The organism is Streptomyces jumonjinensis, assembly GCF_009600885.1.
Lineage (GTDB): Bacteria > Actinomycetota > Actinomycetes > Streptomycetales > Streptomycetaceae > Streptomyces > Streptomyces jumonjinensis.
Map to the genome: position 1 here is coordinate 38,203 of NZ_VCLA01000004.1, position 16,559 is coordinate 54,761.

Genomic DNA, 16,559 nt, shown 5'->3' on the forward strand with positions numbered 1-16,559 from the left:
CCGGTCAGTACCGTCCGTGCCTGCGGGGGAAGTAGTCCTCGCAGTCGCCCTCGCGCTCGATGTCGACGGTCGCGCAGTGCAGACCGCCGCCGAAGGGGCCGACGGCCCGGAAGGGCACCGGCACGATCTCGAAGCCGTACGACGACAGCTGCTCGGAGAGGTGTACTTCCTTCTCCTCGATGCACAGGGTGTTCTGGTCGAGGTTGAGCATGTTCCCGGCGAGCCAGGGGCTACAGAAGGAGAGCTTGGGCGGGTGGTCCCAGCTCGCCGGCTGGACCGCCTCGATGATCTCCCAGTCGTTGAGCTTGAAGAACTCCATCAGCTCGGGGTCGGCCAGCCGCTCGCCGCAGTGCAGCACCAGCCCCGGCCGCAGCGGCACCCAGGTGGCGTCGATGTGCAGGGGGTGGGTGTTGGTGGAGGTCACGGCGTGCACCCGGTGGTCGGGGAAGTGGCGCTTGAGCCACTGGAAGCCGCTGCGGTTGGTGACGAAGGACAGCTGGACGAAGAGGTCCTTGCCGAAGCGGGCCACGTCGGCCGCGTCGAAGAGGGGCTCCTCCTCGGTGAGCACCAGGTCGTAGTCGCGCACCTTGGCGAGCTGCACATCGGTGGGCAGCTGGTTGTAGGTGTCCCAGAACCCGGTGTGGTAACTGGCGTCGGTCAGCCGCGGCTTGGGGGCGGCCTCCCAGCGCATCCGCTCATCGGAGTTGAAGAGCTCTTGAAGAATGGGCCGGTAGCAGAGGTACTCGAACCAGCGGCTCCGGTAGGACATGGTCGCTTCGAGAACCTCGCTGCCGACGGTCAGCAGCAGATCCCGCGGCGGCATGCAGCCGGACATCGTCTCCTGCTCCCAGTCGGGCGTGGAGACCTTCTGGTTGAAGTCGACGGGGGTGGGCCGGTCGACCCGGATGCCGCGCTTGCGGAGCATCTCGGAGAAGCCGTCCAGCTGTTCATTGGCCTCGGCCGTCATATCGGCGGGCATGGGCCCGTAGGTGCCGAGGGGAAATCCGTCATCGGGGAAGTCCCGTCGCACCGCTGGTTCCGGCGCCTGCACTACGGCCGCGTCCGCCCTTCCGACGATGACATGGCGCAGTGGATCCCAACCGTTCCACGAGTTGACCCGTACGGGCCTCGTGGCCGATTCGCCAGTCGTCGTGTCGTGCTTAATCACGTGCCACACCCTTCGATAGGGGACGCGGGAGACACAACGAGAAAAATGAGTCAGGAGGGGCGTCACCGTCAAGGGCACCCAAGTGGTGCATCGTAGTATTTTGCGTCAACTCAAAACGGCCGTTGTGATGGCGTATGCCCTTGTCAACGATCCTCTGCCCGTGTAACGGAAGGCCGATCCGCAACAGGAACGTTCAATAATTCAGTGATCAATCCTGGCCAAAAACTGACCCCCGGGTAGATTGCCGGTCTTCGCTGGGTAGATAGGAGCCCGGCTCGGCCCGTCCTCGAAAGGTGGAGACCATGGCATGGCGCTTATCCCGCTTCACCTCGGCTCTCGGAGCTGCTGCTCTGGCTGCCGCACTGACCGCGTGCGACTCCGGCGGACCGTCCGACGCGGGCGGTCGCTCCGGGTCCCTGACGGTCTGGCTGACCATCGACGCCCGCGAGAGCTGGCCCGATCTGGTTGCCTCCACGAACAAACGTTTCGCCAAGCGGTATCCGCAGACCGAGGTAAAGGTCCAGTACCAGCAGTGGACCAGCAAGAACCAGAAAATTGACGCCGCCTTGGCCGGACAGAACGTTCCGGATGTGGTGGAGATGGGTAACAGCGAGACCACCAACTACATCGTCAACGGTGCGTTCGCGCCCCTCGACAAAGGCGATTACGACCATTCGGAAGATTGGCTTCCGGCACTGGCCGACGCCTGTCGATGGGAGGGCGAGACCTACTGCGTTCCCTACTACGCCGGCGCCAGGGTGGGCATCTACCGCACCGATCTGCTCAAGAAGATCGGTGTCACCGAGGCCCCCCGCGACTACGACGAGATGCTCGGCGTACTCGACCGGCTGAAGGCGAGATTCGGGGCCGCGGACGAGAACTTCTCCGCCTTCTACATGCCGGGCCGCTACTGGTACGCGGCGATGGCGTGGGTGAAGGACGCCGGCGGCGAGATGGCCGTCCAGCGCGACGGCCGCTGGCGGGGCGCGCTCTCCTCGCCCGAGTCCATCGCGGGTCTGACGACGTGGAAGAGACTCGTCGACGCGTACTACGTCGGCGACCGCTCCAAGGACAACGGCGATGAGCCGGCCGTGGTCGGCCAGGGCAATGTGGGTATGTTCTACGGCAACACCTGGGAGGCGTTCGCCGCTGCCGACCGCCGCTCGGGCGGAAACCCCGCGCTGAAGGGCAAGTTCGCCACCTTCCCCTTCCCCGGCCCCTCCGGCGAGCTGATGCCGCCCTTCCTCGGCGGCTCGCTGCTCGCGGTCCCGGTGAAGTCCAGGAACCAGGACCTGGCGAAGGAGTGGATCGGGCTCTTCACGGACCGCATCTCGCAACGGCAGCTCATCAAGGCCGAGACCCTGCCGAACAACACCGTCCAGCTGCGCGATGTGCCCGCCGACGGCATCAACGGAGCCGCCGCGCTCGCCGCCGAACGCGGCTGGGTCACTCCGCTCGCCCCCGGCTGGGGAGCCGTGGAGAAGTCCAATGTGCTCCCGTCGATGCTCCAGTCCATCGCGACCGGCGAGAAATCGGTGCGGGAGGCGGCCCGGGAGGCGGACCGCGAGATCGACGCAGTGATCAACGACAACTGACGCAGACCACGGGGAAACCCAAGCCTGCGCGGGCCCGCGTGCACGCCGGGCGTGCCGCGAACGACGATTCGAGGAGCTCGCCCGCATGGTGACCGCAGGTCCGCCGCGCCCGACCGGCGCGCTCTCACACCCACCCGGCTCCCCCGCGCCGCACCGGGGCCGGCGCCCCGCCCGGGGCGGCACGGCGTCGAGAGCGCGGCGGGCCGTCCCGTACCTCCTGATCGCGCCGACGGTGCTGGCGCTCGTCGCGGTGCTCGGGTATCCGCTGGTCGATCTGGTGGTGCTGTCGTTCCAGGACATGACCCGCAGGGAGCTGTTCGCCGGGACGTCCCCGCCCTGGGCGGGGGTGAGTCAGTACCGCACGGTGTTCACCGACGCGTTCTTCTGGGAGGTCGTGGGACGGACGGCGCTCTTCACGGTGGTCGTCTCCGGCGTGACCATGGCGGGGGCGATGCTGATCGCCCTGCTGATGCGCCGGGTCTCCCCCTGGGTGCGGCTGACGATGTCCGGGGTGCTGGTCGCCGTGTGGGCGATGCCGGTGATGGTCGCGGCCTCGGTCTTCCGGTGGCTGGTGGACGCCGACTTCGGGGTCGTCAACTGGCTGCTCGGACAGCTGCCGGGAGTCGAGTCCGCCCGGCACAACTGGTTCGAGGACCCCTGGCAGGGGTTCGCCGTCATCGTCGCCGTCGTGGTGTGGGGCGCGCTGCCCTTCTCGGCCATCACCCTCCAGGCGGCGCTCACCCAGGTTCCGCCGGAGCTGGAGGAAGCGGCCAGAGTGGACGGCGCGGAGCGGTCGCAGATCTTCCGCCACATCACCTTTCCCGTGATCAAACCGGCGTTCGTGATGGTGACGACGCTGACGGCGATCTGGAACTTCGGCGTCTTCAACCAGATATGGCTGATGCGCTCGGGACAGCCGGAGAAGGACTACTACCTGCTCGGCGTCTACTCCTTCATCGAGTCGTTCGCCGTCAACCGCTACAGCACCGGGGCGGCGATCGCGGTGATCACCGTACTGCTGCTCCTCGTCGGCGCCGTCGTCTACGTCCGTCAGCTCGTGAGAATGGGAGAGGCAGAGTGAGCGTCGATTCCCGCGCCCGGCGCGGATCCGGCCGCCGCCGGTCGCTGCGGGCCGACGGCCTGGGACTGCTGTTCTGCGCCGTGATGGCCTTCCCTCTCTACTGGATGCTGCTCACCGCGTTCCGGCCCGCGTCCGAGATCCGGCGCAATCCCCCGGACTTCTGGGCCTCGGAGCTGACGCTGGAGCACTTCCGCCGGGCCGTCGCGTCCGAGACCTTCTGGTCCAGCGTCCGGGCGAGCGTGCTCGTCGGGGTGGGGACCGTGGTGGTCTCGCTGGTCATCGGGGTGCTGGCCGCCTACGCGGTCGCGCGGTTCGCCTTCGCCGGGCGCAGAGCCTTCGTCCTGGTGATCCTGTCCGTGCAGATGATCCCGCTGGCCGGTCTGATCATCCCGCTCTATCTGCTGCTCAGCGACGCGGGGCTGACCGACAGCCTGACCGGGGTGGTGCTGACCTATCTGGTCTTCATGCTGCCCTTCACGGTGTGGCTGCTGCGCGGCTTCATCGCGGCCATCCCGGTGGAGCTGGAGGAGGCGGCGATGGTCGACGGCTGCACCCGGGCGGGCGCGTTCCGCCGGGTGCTGCTGCCGCTGCTCGCGCCCGGTCTGGTGGCCACGTCCATCTACTCCCTGGTCCAGGCGTGGAACGAGTACGTCCTGGCCTATGTGCTGCTCTCCAGCAACGACAAGCAGACCGTGAGCATCTGGCTGGTGTCGTTCCAGACGAGTTTCGGCACCGACTACGGCGCGCTGATGGCGGGCGCCACGCTCACGGCCCTTCCCGTCGTCGTCTTCTTTCTGTTCGTGCAGCGCCGGGTCGCGGCCGGCCTGGCGGCGGGAGCCGTCAAGGGATGAACGCGAGAGGCCCGCCGTTTCCGTTGCGGCATGAGCAGATGTGCGCGCCCGGGGACCGGGCGCTGGGGCACAGTGCACCGCCCCGCCGAACGACCGAGAACTCAGGGCCTGTGTGCCCGGTTCTCTTGACCAGCAGGAGAATCACTTTGACGTTCGACCGTCTCGACCTGGTATCCAAGCTGTACCAGCCCTCCGGCTGGCCCCGAGTGCTCGAAGCGGCTGCGGGGCAGCGTTCCAGCGGACCGCTGGTGGTGGATCTGGACCCGACGACCTTCTGCGACCTCGCCTGCCCGGAGTGCATCAGCGGCAAGCTGCTCAACCAGGGGCGTTTCACTCCGGAACGCCTCGCCGAACTGGCCGAAGAGCTCATAGAGATGTCCGTCCGCGGTGTGGTCCTCATCGGCGGCGGCGAGCCGCTGGCCCATCGCGGCACCCGGAATGTGCTGCGGGTGCTCGGTGAGGCCGGGATCGCCATCGGCGTCGTCACCAACGGGACCATGATCGCGCAGAATCTGGATGAGCTGGCGCGGTACGCGTCCTGGGTACGGGTCTCCATGGACGCCGGAACCAGCGAGACCTACGGCCTGTTCCGGCCGGATCGCAAGGGCCGCAGCGTGTTCGACAAGGTGGTCGGCAACATGCGGCTGCTGGCCTCCGTCAAAAAGGGCGCCCTCGGCTATTCGTTCCTGGTGATGACCCGGCGGGAGCCGGACGGCACGGTGGTGAGCAACCATCATGAGGTGCTGGAGGCCGCGCGGCTGGCGCGTGACATCGGCTGCGACTACTTCGAGACCAAGGCGATGTTCGACGACGGCCACCATGTGATCCAGGTGGCCGAGGAGATTCTCACGTCGGTCGACGACCAGTTGCGGGAGGCCGCCCAGTGGGAGGACGGCTCCTTCGAGATCATCAACTCCTCCACCCTGACCTCGCTGAGGAGCCGGGTGGGCGCGGTGCAGCCGAAGGATTACCACCACTGCAAGGTGGCGGAGCTGCGTACGCTCATCACCCCGTCCGGGGTCTATGTCTGCTCCTACCACCGGGGCAACTCCCAGGCCAAGATCGGCGACGCCGTGACGGAGCGGCTGCCCGACATCTGGCAGAACTCGGACCGCGGTGTGATCGATCCGAGCCGGGACTGCCTCTTCCACTGCGCGCGTCACCGCTCCAACCTCGAACTGGATCAGATCGCGGCCGGAACGGCGACGCCCGAACCGGGCAGTGACTACGACCCCTTCATCTAGCCTCTCCGTTCGCGCTCCGGGCACCCGCCCCGGCCGCGGCCCGGGTGGTCAACACCCGGGCCGCGGGCCGCAGCTCCCCGAGGGCCTGCCGGAGGGCGGTGGCGATCGGCTCCTGGTCGGCCGCCCGGCACACCCCCACCAGGGCTCCGCCCCCGCCGGCCCCGCTGAGCTTCAGCCGCAGGCCGGCGGAGCGCAGGGCCGCCTCCCGGAGGTCCTCCAGGACGGGAGTGGACATCCCCTGATGGTCCCGCATGGCGTTATGGGCGCGGTCCATGGCATCGCCGACACCGTCGAGATCGCCCGCTCCCATGGCCTCCCAGACATCGGCCGACGCCTGGTCCGCCTCCTTCAGATAGGCGGCGAGCGCGGGATCCCGCCCGGCGAGCTGGGCCCGGACCACCCGGATGTGGTCGCTGGTGTCCTTGCGGGTGGCCGAGTCCACCACCACCACGGCCCAGTCGTCCGGGAAGGCCCGGCGCTCCAGGACGGCGGGCAGCCCCGTGGGTCTGCCCTCCAGCAGCAGGGCGTCTCCCTCGATGACCGCGAGATGGTCCATCCCGCCGCCGTTGAAGTGGGCGAACTCGAACTCGTACGCCCACTGCGCGAGGGTGGCGACCGGGATGCCCGGCGACGGCGCGAAGGCATCGGTGTACGCCTGGAACAGCGCCACGATCAGGGCCGTCGACGACGACAGGCCGCTCGCGGCCGGTGCGTCGCTGTGGACGTTGAGCACCGGCGGGTTCGGGCCGAGGCCCGGTATCCGCCCGCGCAGAAAGCCCCAGACCTGGCCGGGCCAGCCCCCGGCCGCCGCCGGAGCGGCCGGGCCGGGGACCGTCTCGACGACGGTGGTCAGATCCAGGGCGAGGCTGACGGATCTCCCGCCGAGCCAGTCCAGATCCTCACCGGACAGACAGGCCCGGCAGGGCACCACCGCGCGTGCCGTACGCTCCCCGCTCACCGGGCCTGGAACCTTCCGGTCGCGCTGAACTCGCGGAACATGTCCAGAACCACCGCGGTCGGCGGGTGCAGGGGCGCCGGCGGATCGTCCGGATCACGGAACTCCGCCTGAAGGACCTCGTCCGGGCCGGGGACCAGCTCCCCCGACCAGGTGCGCGCCAGGAAGCAGAGGGCGAAGCAGTGGGTGACATCGCCGTTGGGGTAGGTGAGCGTATGGACCCCGGGGTCCGACAGGGAGGCGAAGGGGATCAGATCCGCCCGGTCCACCCGGAGTCCGGTCTCCTCCGCGAGCTCCCGTACGGCGGTGTCGGCGAAGTCGTCGCCCTCCTCGCACGCGCCCGCCGGGAGCTCCCAGACACCGGAGTCGGCGCGCTGCTGGAAGAGCGCCCGTCCGTCGCCGTCCAGCAGCAGTATCTGCGCGCCCGGGACGAGCAGCGGTCTGCTGCCCACCCGCTGGCGCAGCGACCAGAGGTAGGAACCGACGTATCCCACGAGTGTGCGGCCTTTCTCGGTGCCCGGCCGGACTTCGGCCGGTGGTGCCCAAAGTGTCACGTGGCGTTCTCCGCGAGCCAGTTGGGCACCGCCTCCGGCGTGGCTTCCAGCCAGCGCACATAGCGGTCCACGCCCTCGCGAACGGTGATGCCCGGCTTCCAGCGCAGCAGTTCATGCAGCCGGTCGGTGTCCGCGTAGCCGCCGAGCGGATCGTCGGCGGGCCGGGGGGTGATGACGAATTCCGATCCGGGGTAGTGCGGCTGGATGAGCTCGCCCACCTCGCGGACCGATGTGGGCACTCCGGTGCCGACGTTGACGGTCGCGCCGGCCGCGCCGTCCTCGACCAGCGCCAGAGCGGTGGCCATGGCGATGTCGTCCACATGGACCATGTCCCTGACCTGGACTCCCCCGCCGTTGAGCCGCATCGGGCGGCCGAGCTTGGCGTGCAGCGTCAGCCAGGCGACCATCCAGGAGTGGCTGCCGGGCTTGACTATCTGGGGGTCCCCGTACACGGAGAAGTAGCGGAGGATGGAGTATTCGATGCCCGCCGCGCCGAGCAGCAGCCGGGTCTGGTGCTCCGCCCAGAGCTTGGAGTTCCCGTACACCGACAGCGGGTGCGGGGGCTGGTCCTCGGAGAACACCTGGGGGCCGTCCAGAGGGGCGGTGCCGTTGCCGTACACGGCGGCCGACGACACCATGACGAGCCGGCGCAGATCCGCGGCGGCGGCGGCCTCTTCGAGCACCACCTCCGTTCCCTCGATATTGGCCCGGAAGGCGATATCGGGCCTGCGGGTGCAGGCGGCGACATCGGCATAGGCCGCGGCATGGACGACATAGTCGGCTCCGGAGAGCAGTTCGCGTACGGTCTCCCGGTCGCAGATGTCGCCGACGACCAGACGTGACGCGGACTTCTGCGCCCCGAACAGTTCATGGGTGGAGTCCGGGTAGGCGTCCAAGCGGTCCAGTACGGCGACTTCCGCCTCCACTCCCCGCAGGAGAGCGGTCAGCCTGCTTCCGACCAACCCGCCGCCGCCGGTCACCACGACCCGGGTGCCGCGGAGCTTCTCCAAGCGGGAAGAGACTGAATCGCCGGTGTCGGTACCCTCGGCGTCTGCCATCACGGTCATGCGGACTCCTCTATTGGTGATACGCATGTGGTTCACGTGCTGCAAGCATGACGATCATCGTCGTCGGAAACCAGGGTGCCTTTTCGGCGCCCTCGCAGCCGTAGAAAGCGCCACCGTACTGTCCGAATTCAATACGTCCGGAGGAGATCAGGATGCGGAATTCGGCCGTCCATCAGGAACCAGAGCACGGAGGATCTGTGACGCGTTATCGCATCAGCGGCGCGGTGATGACCCACCCGAAGCGCCTGCCGGCCGCCGAGGAAATGGTCCGGTCGGCGCCCCCGGGAGCGCTACGGGTGGTGATGGACCCCGATCCCGGCGGAAAGCCGTCGGTCCTGCGCACGGCGCTCGCGGCATGGGCGTCGACGGAGGAGGGCGCGACGCACCAGCTGGTCGTCCAGGACGACATGATTCTGTCCGACACGTTCTTCGAGCGGGCCCGCGCGGCGGTCGAGGAAATGCCGGACGCGGCGCTCGCCCTGTTCGCCCTGTGGGATTCCCGCAACGGCGCCGCCGTGCGCTTCGGCGCGATGGCCGGAGCCCGCTGGGTGGGCGCGGTCAATGAGTACTTCCCGTGTGTCGCCATCATTCTGCCCCGGGCGGTCGCCGAGGGGTTCGTGGAATACGGCAGAGCGCGGCTGGACGCCTGGCCCGACGACATCCTCATGTACCGGTATCTGCGGGCCAACCGCATCCCGGGCTATGTGTCGGTGCCCAACCTCGCCGAGCACGAGGACCACGGAAGCATTTCCGGGAACGCTTTCCGCGGCCCGCGCCGCTCGGTCTGTTTCCTCCCCGACGACCAGCCCGGCGGGGAGGGGGCGCGGCTGGAGGGGCTGCGGGTCGTTCCGTTCTTCAAGCACGGGGTCGCCCAGTGCACGGTCCGGCTGGACGGACCCGGTCCGGAGCGATGGCTCCACCTGGAGTGCGAGGACTATCTGGAAGGGTCCGGCGTACGCGTAGAAAGACTTAAACCAGCCAATTTCGAAACGTCCGAAGTAGCTGATCCCGAGGCCGCTCGAAGCACCTGGCTGACCGCTTTCACCATGGGATTCGTCCATCAGCGGGATGGACGGGGCACCGGCCTTTCCCGGACACCGGCCTCCGCGGAGGCACTGGCGACCATCGGACCGGGCGGTGTGAGCCACACCCGGAGCGAGGAACGGATCGCCGAGATCCGCGAGGGGCTCGCCCGGATCGCGCAAGCCGGCGTCGAGGCGGGTCTGGAGGCGGGCGCCCGCTCGCGCTCCGCCGGGCGTCCGGCGCGCGGCGGCACGGGACGCGGCGGCACGGGACGCGGGATCGGAGTGCTCGGCGGGGCGACCCCGCTGGGAGAGCATCTGGTCCGGGGCCTGGCCGACCGGGGGCACCGGGTCACGACCCCGGCGGCCACGGACTCCCCGGCGGGTCTCGACGCTCTCGTCGATCTCCGCCCGCTGCGCGACGGCGGCCTCCTGCGGGACGCGCATATCGTCGTCCGGCTCCTCGACCGGGCCACCGGCGCGGCCACCGCGACCCGCACTCTGCACACCGGTGACCTGTACGGACCCGGCTGTTCGCGGGACACGGTGATCGGCCGCATGGTGTGGAGCGCGCTGCGCAGCCACCCGGTGGCCGTCACCGATCCGCCGGGGGACGCGCTGCGTCCGCTGCATACGAAGGACCTGATCGCGGCGGTCTCCCAGGTGCTGCGGACCCCTGGCGCCGAGCCTGTGCTCACCCTTCCCGGAGAGGAGCTCATCGGGGTGCGGGAGCTGGCGGAGGCGGTCTGCTCGGCGGTCCGGCCGGTACCGATCGAGACCGTGAGACGGGTCGCCGCGGCTTCGGATTCGGTCTCGGGCCCGGATTCGGCTCCGGCTCCGGATTCGGCTTCGGATTCCGCTTCGGGCCCGGCTCCGGATTCCACCTCGGATTCCGCTTCCGTTTCGGGTCCGTCGGCGGCTGGGGCCTGGGCACGGCCCGCGGGCTGGAAACCGGCCATGGATCTCCATCATGGTCTGCATACCTTCGCCCAGTGGCTCGCCTACGAGGGAATCCAGTACGCGGCGGACTGACCGCCCGGTTGTTTTCGAGGAGAACACGGCAGGGGCCCTGCCGGATGGCTGCGATACGGCCCCTGCCGCTGTTCTCCGTCAACACACCGGGCGGCCCGGTCCCGGTGACCGACCGGAGTGCGCTCCCCAAGGAACCGGCCATTCCGTGAAATTCCGTTGACGCCGTACCGTCGCACCAGGCTAGATTTCCAGCATGGTGCGTCGAGTGGGGCTCGCATACCGGTTCTCCGACCTGGACCAGGACCGTTCCTGAGGGTTGTCGGACCCGGTTCGCGAGCCGTACTTCACCCTCTGAATAATCAATGTTCTTTGAAAAAGCTGTTCGGGATGGGCTGCACGACCGAGGACGGGGACGGAGTCAGCACATGAACGGCGACCGCTTCACCCATGAACTGTTCACGGGACGGGCCGCGCGTGCTCCGGATGCCGTCGCCCCACTCGTCGTCGCGGAGCCGTCGGCATACCCGCGACTGAACCGTCTCGCGGAGCGGCTCAAGGGCCCGCTCATCGCACCGGAGGCCGGTCCCGGAATCCCGTGCGCGTCAGTGCCGCCGGCCTTCCGGGAATCCAGGACGACTCCGCTCGCGGTCGGGAAGGCACGATGAAATCCCGGCTGGAGCACGCGCCGGACATCCTGGTCGCCGACACCGCCCACAACCCCTCGGGGCATTCTCCGGACCCCTTCGGCGCACTGGCCCGGGAAACGGCCGCGGACGGTCCGGAGCCCAGCCCGTCGGCACCGGACGATAAACCGCCCGCGAATGTCTCCGGCACCTTCGGAAGCGCTCTGCGAGGACCTTACGAAGAACCTCTCCGCGGAATCTTCGAAGAAGTGCTCGGACTCCCCCGGGTAGGCGTCGACGACGACTTCTTCGCACTCGGCGGACAGTCCCTCCACGCCCTGCGGATCGTCGGCCGCGCCCGCCGTGAACTCGGCGTCGAACTCACCGTCAGCGGCCTCTTCGCGACCCCCACCGTCGCCGGACTCGCCTCCCGCGCCGCCCCCGCCGCCGGACTCTCCTATCCCGCCCCGCACCCCCGCCCCCGGACCGTCCCGCTCTCCGCCGCTCAGCGGCAACTCTGGTGCGCCGGGCACCGATCGGGGCTCACGTCCGCCGGCATCGCCCTCGCCCATCACCTCACCGGCCGACTCGACATCCCCGCCCTGCGCCAGGCCGTCATCGACGTCATCACCCGGCACACGCCTCTCCGTACCCTCATCCGTCATGGCGATGGACAGCCGTATCAGCATCGACTGCCGCCGCCCGACGCCTCCTCGGCCCTCTCCCTCGTCCACACGACCCCCGGCGCGCTCGCCGCGCGGGTCGCCCGGTTCTGCGACCGAGCCTTCGATCCCGGCGCGGACCGGCCGCTGCGGACCGCGCTGTTCCGGCTGAATCCGGCCGAACATGTGCTGGTGCTGGCGGCTCATCCCCTCGCCGCCGACCACGGGTCGCTCGGCCCCCTCCTGCGCGATCTGTCCGAGGCGTACTCCGCCCGCCGTACGGGAGCACGGCCCGACTGGGCCCCGCTCCAGCCGGATTACACCGGTCACACCCTCGGGGAGCGTGCCCGGGACGGGCAGTGCGCGGGGCCGGGAGCGCGAGCCGCCCGTACGCCCGCCGCCGGGCGGCGACGCGACGCCGAGCCCATCGTCTTCCGGCTGAGTCCGCGGCTCTGCCGGGAGATCGCCGCCCTCGCCCGGGAGGCCGGCGCCACGGTCCTCATGGTGCTCCAGACCGCGGTGGCCGCGACGCTCTCCACGCTGGGGGCGGGCGCCGTCGTCCCGGTCGATGTGTACGTCCCCGGGCGTCCGGACGCATCCCTCGACCTTCTGGTCGGTCGCTTCGCCCATACGCTGACGCTGCGCGCCGATGTCTCCGGCGACCCCTCCTTCCGCCGGCTGCTCGCCCGGGTCCGTGCGGTGAATCTGGCCGCCTACGACCGTCAGGACCTCCCCCACGCCTGTCCCGCGGCGCCGTCCGGGACGCCCTTCCTCCCTGTGACGCTCGCGCTGGACGACGGCGAGCGGGCGCGGCCGGAGCTGCCGGGCCTCGCCGTCCGCGCCCTCCCCACCAGGCGGAGAGACATCCGGTGCGCTCTGGCGATCTCCTTCACCGCCGAGCCCGCCGAGCCCGCCGAGCCCGCCGAGCCCGCCGAGCCTTCCGAGCCTTCCGAGCTCGCCACGTCTACCGAACCCGCCGTGCCTGCCGGGCCCGCCGAGACTCCCGTGCCCGCCGGACCCGCCCGGTACGGCGCGGGCGGCATGACCGCCCTGATCGAGTACCGGCCCGAGCTGCTCGACGAGCCGGCCGCAAGCCGTCTCGCCCACTGCCTCGTACGGCTCCTGGAACGCTCGCTGTCCGCGCCGGACCGACCCCTCTCCCTGCTCGCTCTCCCCGCGCCGGAGCTGCCCTGACCCGCCGCGTACCGGCCGTTCGCACACCGCCGCGCGCCGGAGCCCGGCGTACCGCTGAACCGGAGGGGGCCACCGCCCGTGGGTCGGGAGGAAGAGAGGGAGGAGCCCCCATGCGCGACACCATCCCCGACTACCCCGGCCGCCCCTTCACCGGAGACCTGGGCCCACTGCCCCCCGACCCGGTGTCCCGGGTGCGCTTACCGAGCGGCAACCCCGTGTGGCTGGTCACCGGATACGACGAGGTCCGCGCCGCGCTCACCCATCCGCTGCTGTCCCGCGCCGTCATCGAGGGCGACCCCCAGGTGGGGACGGGCGGTCCGATCGGCGGCTACCGGCCGGGGCGGCGCACGCTCCAGCTCGACGGCGAGATACACGCCCAGATACGCCGGCTGGCCGCGAGACCCTTCACCCCCCGCCGAATCGCCGCGCTGCGTGAGCGCGTACAGGAACTCACCGACGAACTCCTCGACGCACTGGAGAAGAACGGCTCGCCGGGCGATCTCGTCCAGGGGCTGGCCCATCCGCTGCCGATCACGGTGATCTCGGAGCTCTTCGCGGTCCCGCCCGAGGACCGGGCCCGGTTCACCGGCTGGGCGGACCGCATCGTCACGGTCGTCGGGATCACAGCGGAGGAGATGACGGCGGTACGGGCCACGCTCCACGGCTATCTCGGCGAGCTGGTGGCCGCCCGGCGCGCCGAGCCGGGCGACGATGTGCTCAGCGGCTGGCTCTGCGCCGACGAGGCCGAGAACCCGCTGACCGACGACGAGATCGTGCCGCTGGCGCAGACCGTGCTCATCGGCGGCTACGAGACGACGGTGAACTCCATCGGGGCGGGGATGTGGCGGCTGTTCCAGCACCCGGACCAGCTGGACGCGGTGCGGAACGATCCCGGGCTGCTGCGCGGCGCGGTGGAGGAGATCCTGCGCTATCAGCCGCAGAGCATGTTCTTCCTCGTCATGGTGGCCAGGGAGGACCTGGAGCTGGGCGGAACGACCGTACGCAAGGGCGAGGGGGTGATGCCGCTGCCGTTCGCCGCCAACCGGGACCCGGCGCGGTTCGACGACCCGGACCGCTTCGACATCCGGCGCGCTCCCGGCGGACACGTCGGCTTCGGACACGGTCCGCACGCCTGCCTCGGCGCGGCGCTCGCGCGGATCGAGCTGGAGGTGGCGATCGGCACCCTGCTGCGGCGCTTCCCCTCGCTGCGCCCGGCCGGGGACATCACCTCGCTGGCCTGGCGCGGCGACCGGCTGGTCAGCGGTCTCAAGGAGCTGCTCGTCGAGTGGTGAGCTGACCGGCGCACTCCTTCGCGGCGCGTCGGCGGCAAGGGCTCGGCGTACCGCACGATATGACGGGTACTCGCTGTATCGGATCGCGGTGGCGGCAGGTCACCGGGCTCGCGCCGGGTCCGGGACCTCTCGGAGGAAGCGTATGGACGCGTTTCTGGGCCGGGTGGCCGCCCGGCTGTTCCCGGGGGCGCCCGGCGACCATGGCGTACTGCCTCCGCTGCTGCTGGCGCTGACCTTCGTCACCGGGCTGGTGGACGCCGTCAGCTATCTGGGGCTCGGCCATGTGTTCGTGGCGAATATGACCGGGAACGTGGTCTTCCTGGGCTTCGCGCTCGCCGGTGACCGTGAGCTGTCGGCTGTGGCCTCGCTGCTCGCGGTCGGCGCGTTTCTGACGGGCGCTCTGGCCGGGGGGCGGCTGCCGGTCTCCCCGGCCGGCCGCCCCTTGCGGCTCTTCGCCCTGCTGGTCGGGGCGCACGCGGTGCTGGTGGCGGGGGCGCTGGCGGCGGATCTCGCCGGGGCCTCGGCCTATGTGCTGGTGGTGCTGCTGGCCTTCGGCATGGGCTTGCAGAACACCGTCGTCCGCAGGATGGCCGTACCCGACTTCACCACCACCGTCCTCACCCTCACCCTCACCGGGCTCGCCGCCGACCGGCCCGGAGCCGCGACCGTACGGCGCCTGGCGTCGGTCGTGGCGATGTTCCTCGGGGCGCTGGCCGGCGGTCTGCTACAGATCCACCACGGCAGCGCCGCCGCACTCGCGCCCGCTGTGGTGCTGCTGGCCGCCGTGACGGCGGTCGCCGCGCGGAGTTCCGGCGCCGCCCCCGCGGCCAGGGGCGAAGCCGCCCCGTGACCGGCGAGCCGGACGGCCGATCGCCCGAGCCCGGTCAGCGGCATCGGTGAACCGGACGGTCTGCCCCCGAGCCCGGTCAACGGCATCGGCGAGCCGGACGGCCTACCTCCAGAGCCGGGTCAGCAGCAGGGTCAGCGACTCGGCGGACGGGCGGTCGAGACCCTCCGGCCGCTCCAGCGCCCAGGCGTCGAAGGCTTCGAGGACTCCGATGGTCGCCACGGTGACCAGCTCGGCGTCGACCTCGGGCCCGACGATGCCGATGCGCCGCCCGTTGTCGACGAGCCGCCGCACCCACGCGTGCCCGTCCCGGTGACCGTGCGGCTGCCCGGCGAGGACGGCCCGGTCCTCCGGATGCTCACGCAGCTGGGTGACGAGCCGGGTGTGCGCGTCGGCCACCTGCCGCCACAACTCGTCCTCCGCCGCCGCCTCGTTCCAGGGTCCGAGCGCGGCGAGCGTCCTGGCGGCGGCATCGGCGACCACCTCGTCGAAGAGATCGTCCTTGCCGTCGAAGTAGTGGTAGGCGGATGTCTTGGAGATGCCGGCCTCGGAGATGATCCGGTTGAAGGACGCGCCGTCCTTGCCGTCCCGTGCGAAGTGGGCGCGGGCGACGGCGAGCAGGGCGGCTTTCGTATCGGCGGGGAGCCGGTGGAAGCGGGGCAGGGCCATGGATTCCTTTACGGGCTGGGCAGGGGCGCGGTGACCTGGTGTTCGGTGTCCAGCGTACGGTTCGCGCGCACGGTCATGATCCAATGCGTCGCCCAGAGCGGGAGGGCGACGGCCCCGCCCACGTACGCGGCGGGGCCCGGCACGAGCGAGACGATCTGGAACACACAGGCGCCGTATCCGGCCACCGCCCACCGCCGGATGAAGGCGGCCCCCAGGCGGCCGTCGGCGGTCATGGAGCGGGTGAGGGCGCGGACGATGAAGAAATCCTCGGTGAAGTTGTACGGGATGGCGAACATCCACCATACGGAGGCGGGCGCGGCGGCGCGGGCACCGTCCCGTATGAGCGTCAGCGTCCGCTGAAGGGCCCGGCAGTAGACCGCGACGAGCCCGAAGAATCCGGCGACGGCGACGACGGCTCCGGGCATCCCGAACGCGGCCGTTTCGCCGAGGACGCCCGCGCCCCAGCCGGGCACCCAGAGCGGCTGGGTGAGGAGGGCGGTGACCAACAGGGTGCCCACGGTCTTGATGATGATCGTCACCGCTGAAGCGTACCAGCAGGGTGCACCACTAGTACACACTCGACGTACGCACTAGTGGAGAGCGACCGGCGCCCGGACCCCGCGCCCTCCGGCACCCGCCGTCCGCCCGCGCGCCCGCCTCCGGTATGCGTTTTCGCGATGCGCCCTCACAGCCGGATCCTCCGCCATTCGCATGAAACCGGGTTTGACATCCGGATCAGGCTCCCCGGGCAGCCAGGTCAATA

Annotated in this window: 14 protein-coding genes; 8 read left to right on the forward strand and 6 right to left on the reverse strand. The window is 70.2% G+C overall.

Going from position 1 to position 16,559, the window contains the following annotated elements; all coding sequences use genetic code 11:
• Positions 1 to 4: 4 nt before the first annotated feature.
• Positions 5 to 1,030 (reverse strand): serine/threonine protein kinase, encoded by a 1,026-nt coding sequence (locus FF041_RS00565; RefSeq protein ID WP_323390856.1) that lies wholly within the window; start codon positions 1,028 to 1,030, stop codon positions 5 to 7.
• Positions 1,031 to 1,470: 440 nt separating this feature from the next.
• On the opposite strand from FF041_RS00565, the gene FF041_RS00570 reads away from it, so the two are divergent.
• The 4 genes from FF041_RS00570 (at position 1,471) to FF041_RS00585 (ending at position 5,939) form a co-directional block, all read left to right on the forward strand.
• Positions 1,471 to 2,763 carry an extracellular solute-binding protein gene (locus FF041_RS00570; RefSeq protein WP_153520518.1) on the forward strand — a complete coding sequence of 431 codons (1,293 nt, stop codon included), beginning with the start codon at positions 1,471 to 1,473 and terminating at the stop codon, positions 2,761 to 2,763.
• An 85-nt stretch (positions 2,764 to 2,848) separates the two neighbouring features.
• Positions 2,849 to 3,844 carry a carbohydrate ABC transporter permease gene (locus FF041_RS00575; protein ID WP_153520519.1) on the forward strand — a complete coding sequence of 332 codons (996 nt, stop codon included), beginning with the start codon at positions 2,849 to 2,851 and terminating at the stop codon, positions 3,842 to 3,844.
• Entirely contained in the window at positions 3,841 to 4,695 is an 855-nt protein-coding gene (locus FF041_RS00580) for a carbohydrate ABC transporter permease (RefSeq protein ID WP_323372495.1), read from the forward strand. The genes FF041_RS00575 and FF041_RS00580 overlap by 4 nt, the downstream gene beginning before the upstream one ends.
• A 146-nt stretch (positions 4,696 to 4,841) precedes the next feature.
• On the forward strand, positions 4,842 to 5,939 hold the full coding sequence (locus FF041_RS00585) for a radical SAM protein (RefSeq protein ID WP_153520520.1): 1,098 nt from the start codon (positions 4,842 to 4,844) through the stop codon (positions 5,937 to 5,939).
• On the opposite strand, the gene FF041_RS00590 is transcribed toward FF041_RS00585, so the two are convergent.
• From FF041_RS00590 to FF041_RS00600, 3 genes are read right to left on the reverse strand one after another with little or no spacing between them, the layout of a single operon-like run.
• Positions 5,932 to 6,897 carry a mevalonate kinase family protein gene (locus tag FF041_RS00590; protein ID WP_323390857.1) on the reverse strand — a complete coding sequence of 322 codons (966 nt, stop codon included), beginning with the start codon at positions 6,895 to 6,897 and terminating at the stop codon, positions 5,932 to 5,934. The genes FF041_RS00585 and FF041_RS00590 overlap by 8 nt on opposite strands.
• On the reverse strand, positions 6,894 to 7,448 hold the full coding sequence (locus tag FF041_RS00595; protein ID WP_323390859.1) for an NUDIX domain-containing protein: 555 nt from the start codon (positions 7,446 to 7,448) through the stop codon (positions 6,894 to 6,896). Before FF041_RS00595 ends, FF041_RS00590 begins: the two co-directional genes overlap by 4 nt.
• Positions 7,445 to 8,515, reverse strand: a complete 1,071-nt coding sequence (locus FF041_RS00600; protein WP_323390861.1) for an NAD-dependent epimerase/dehydratase family protein — start codon at positions 8,513 to 8,515, stop codon at positions 7,445 to 7,447. The genes FF041_RS00595 and FF041_RS00600 overlap by 4 nt, the downstream gene beginning before the upstream one ends.
• 197 nt (positions 8,516 to 8,712) lie before the next feature.
• Between FF041_RS00600 and FF041_RS00605 the strand changes: the two genes are divergently transcribed.
• The 4 genes from FF041_RS00605 (at position 8,713) to FF041_RS00620 (ending at position 15,130) form a co-directional block, all read left to right on the forward strand.
• Complete coding sequence (locus FF041_RS00605) at positions 8,713 to 10,569, forward strand: NAD(P)-dependent oxidoreductase (protein WP_153520522.1); 1,857 nt, start codon at positions 8,713 to 8,715, stop codon at positions 10,567 to 10,569.
• A 601-nt stretch (positions 10,570 to 11,170) separates the two neighbouring features.
• The gene (locus tag FF041_RS00610) at positions 11,171 to 12,988 is read left to right on the forward strand and encodes a condensation domain-containing protein (protein ID WP_153520523.1); all 1,818 of its coding nucleotides are present in this window, start codon (positions 11,171 to 11,173) and stop codon (positions 12,986 to 12,988) included.
• A gap of 110 nt (positions 12,989 to 13,098) precedes the next feature.
• Positions 13,099 to 14,280 (forward strand): cytochrome P450, encoded by a 1,182-nt coding sequence (locus FF041_RS00615; RefSeq protein WP_153520524.1) that lies wholly within the window; start codon positions 13,099 to 13,101, stop codon positions 14,278 to 14,280.
• A gap of 142 nt (positions 14,281 to 14,422) precedes the next feature.
• Positions 14,423 to 15,130 (forward strand): YoaK family protein, encoded by a 708-nt coding sequence (locus FF041_RS00620; protein ID WP_153520525.1) that lies wholly within the window; start codon positions 14,423 to 14,425, stop codon positions 15,128 to 15,130.
• Between the two features lie 102 nt (positions 15,131 to 15,232).
• Here FF041_RS00620 and FF041_RS00625 read toward each other — a convergent pair whose 3' ends face one another.
• The gene (locus FF041_RS00625) at positions 15,233 to 15,796 is read right to left on the reverse strand and encodes a TetR/AcrR family transcriptional regulator (protein WP_153520526.1); all 564 of its coding nucleotides are present in this window, start codon (positions 15,794 to 15,796) and stop codon (positions 15,233 to 15,235) included.
• Positions 15,797 to 15,804: 8 nt separating this feature from the next.
• Entirely contained in the window at positions 15,805 to 16,335 is a 531-nt protein-coding gene (locus FF041_RS00630) for a hypothetical protein (RefSeq protein ID WP_228387941.1), read from the reverse strand.
• Positions 16,336 to 16,559 lie beyond the last annotated feature (224 nt).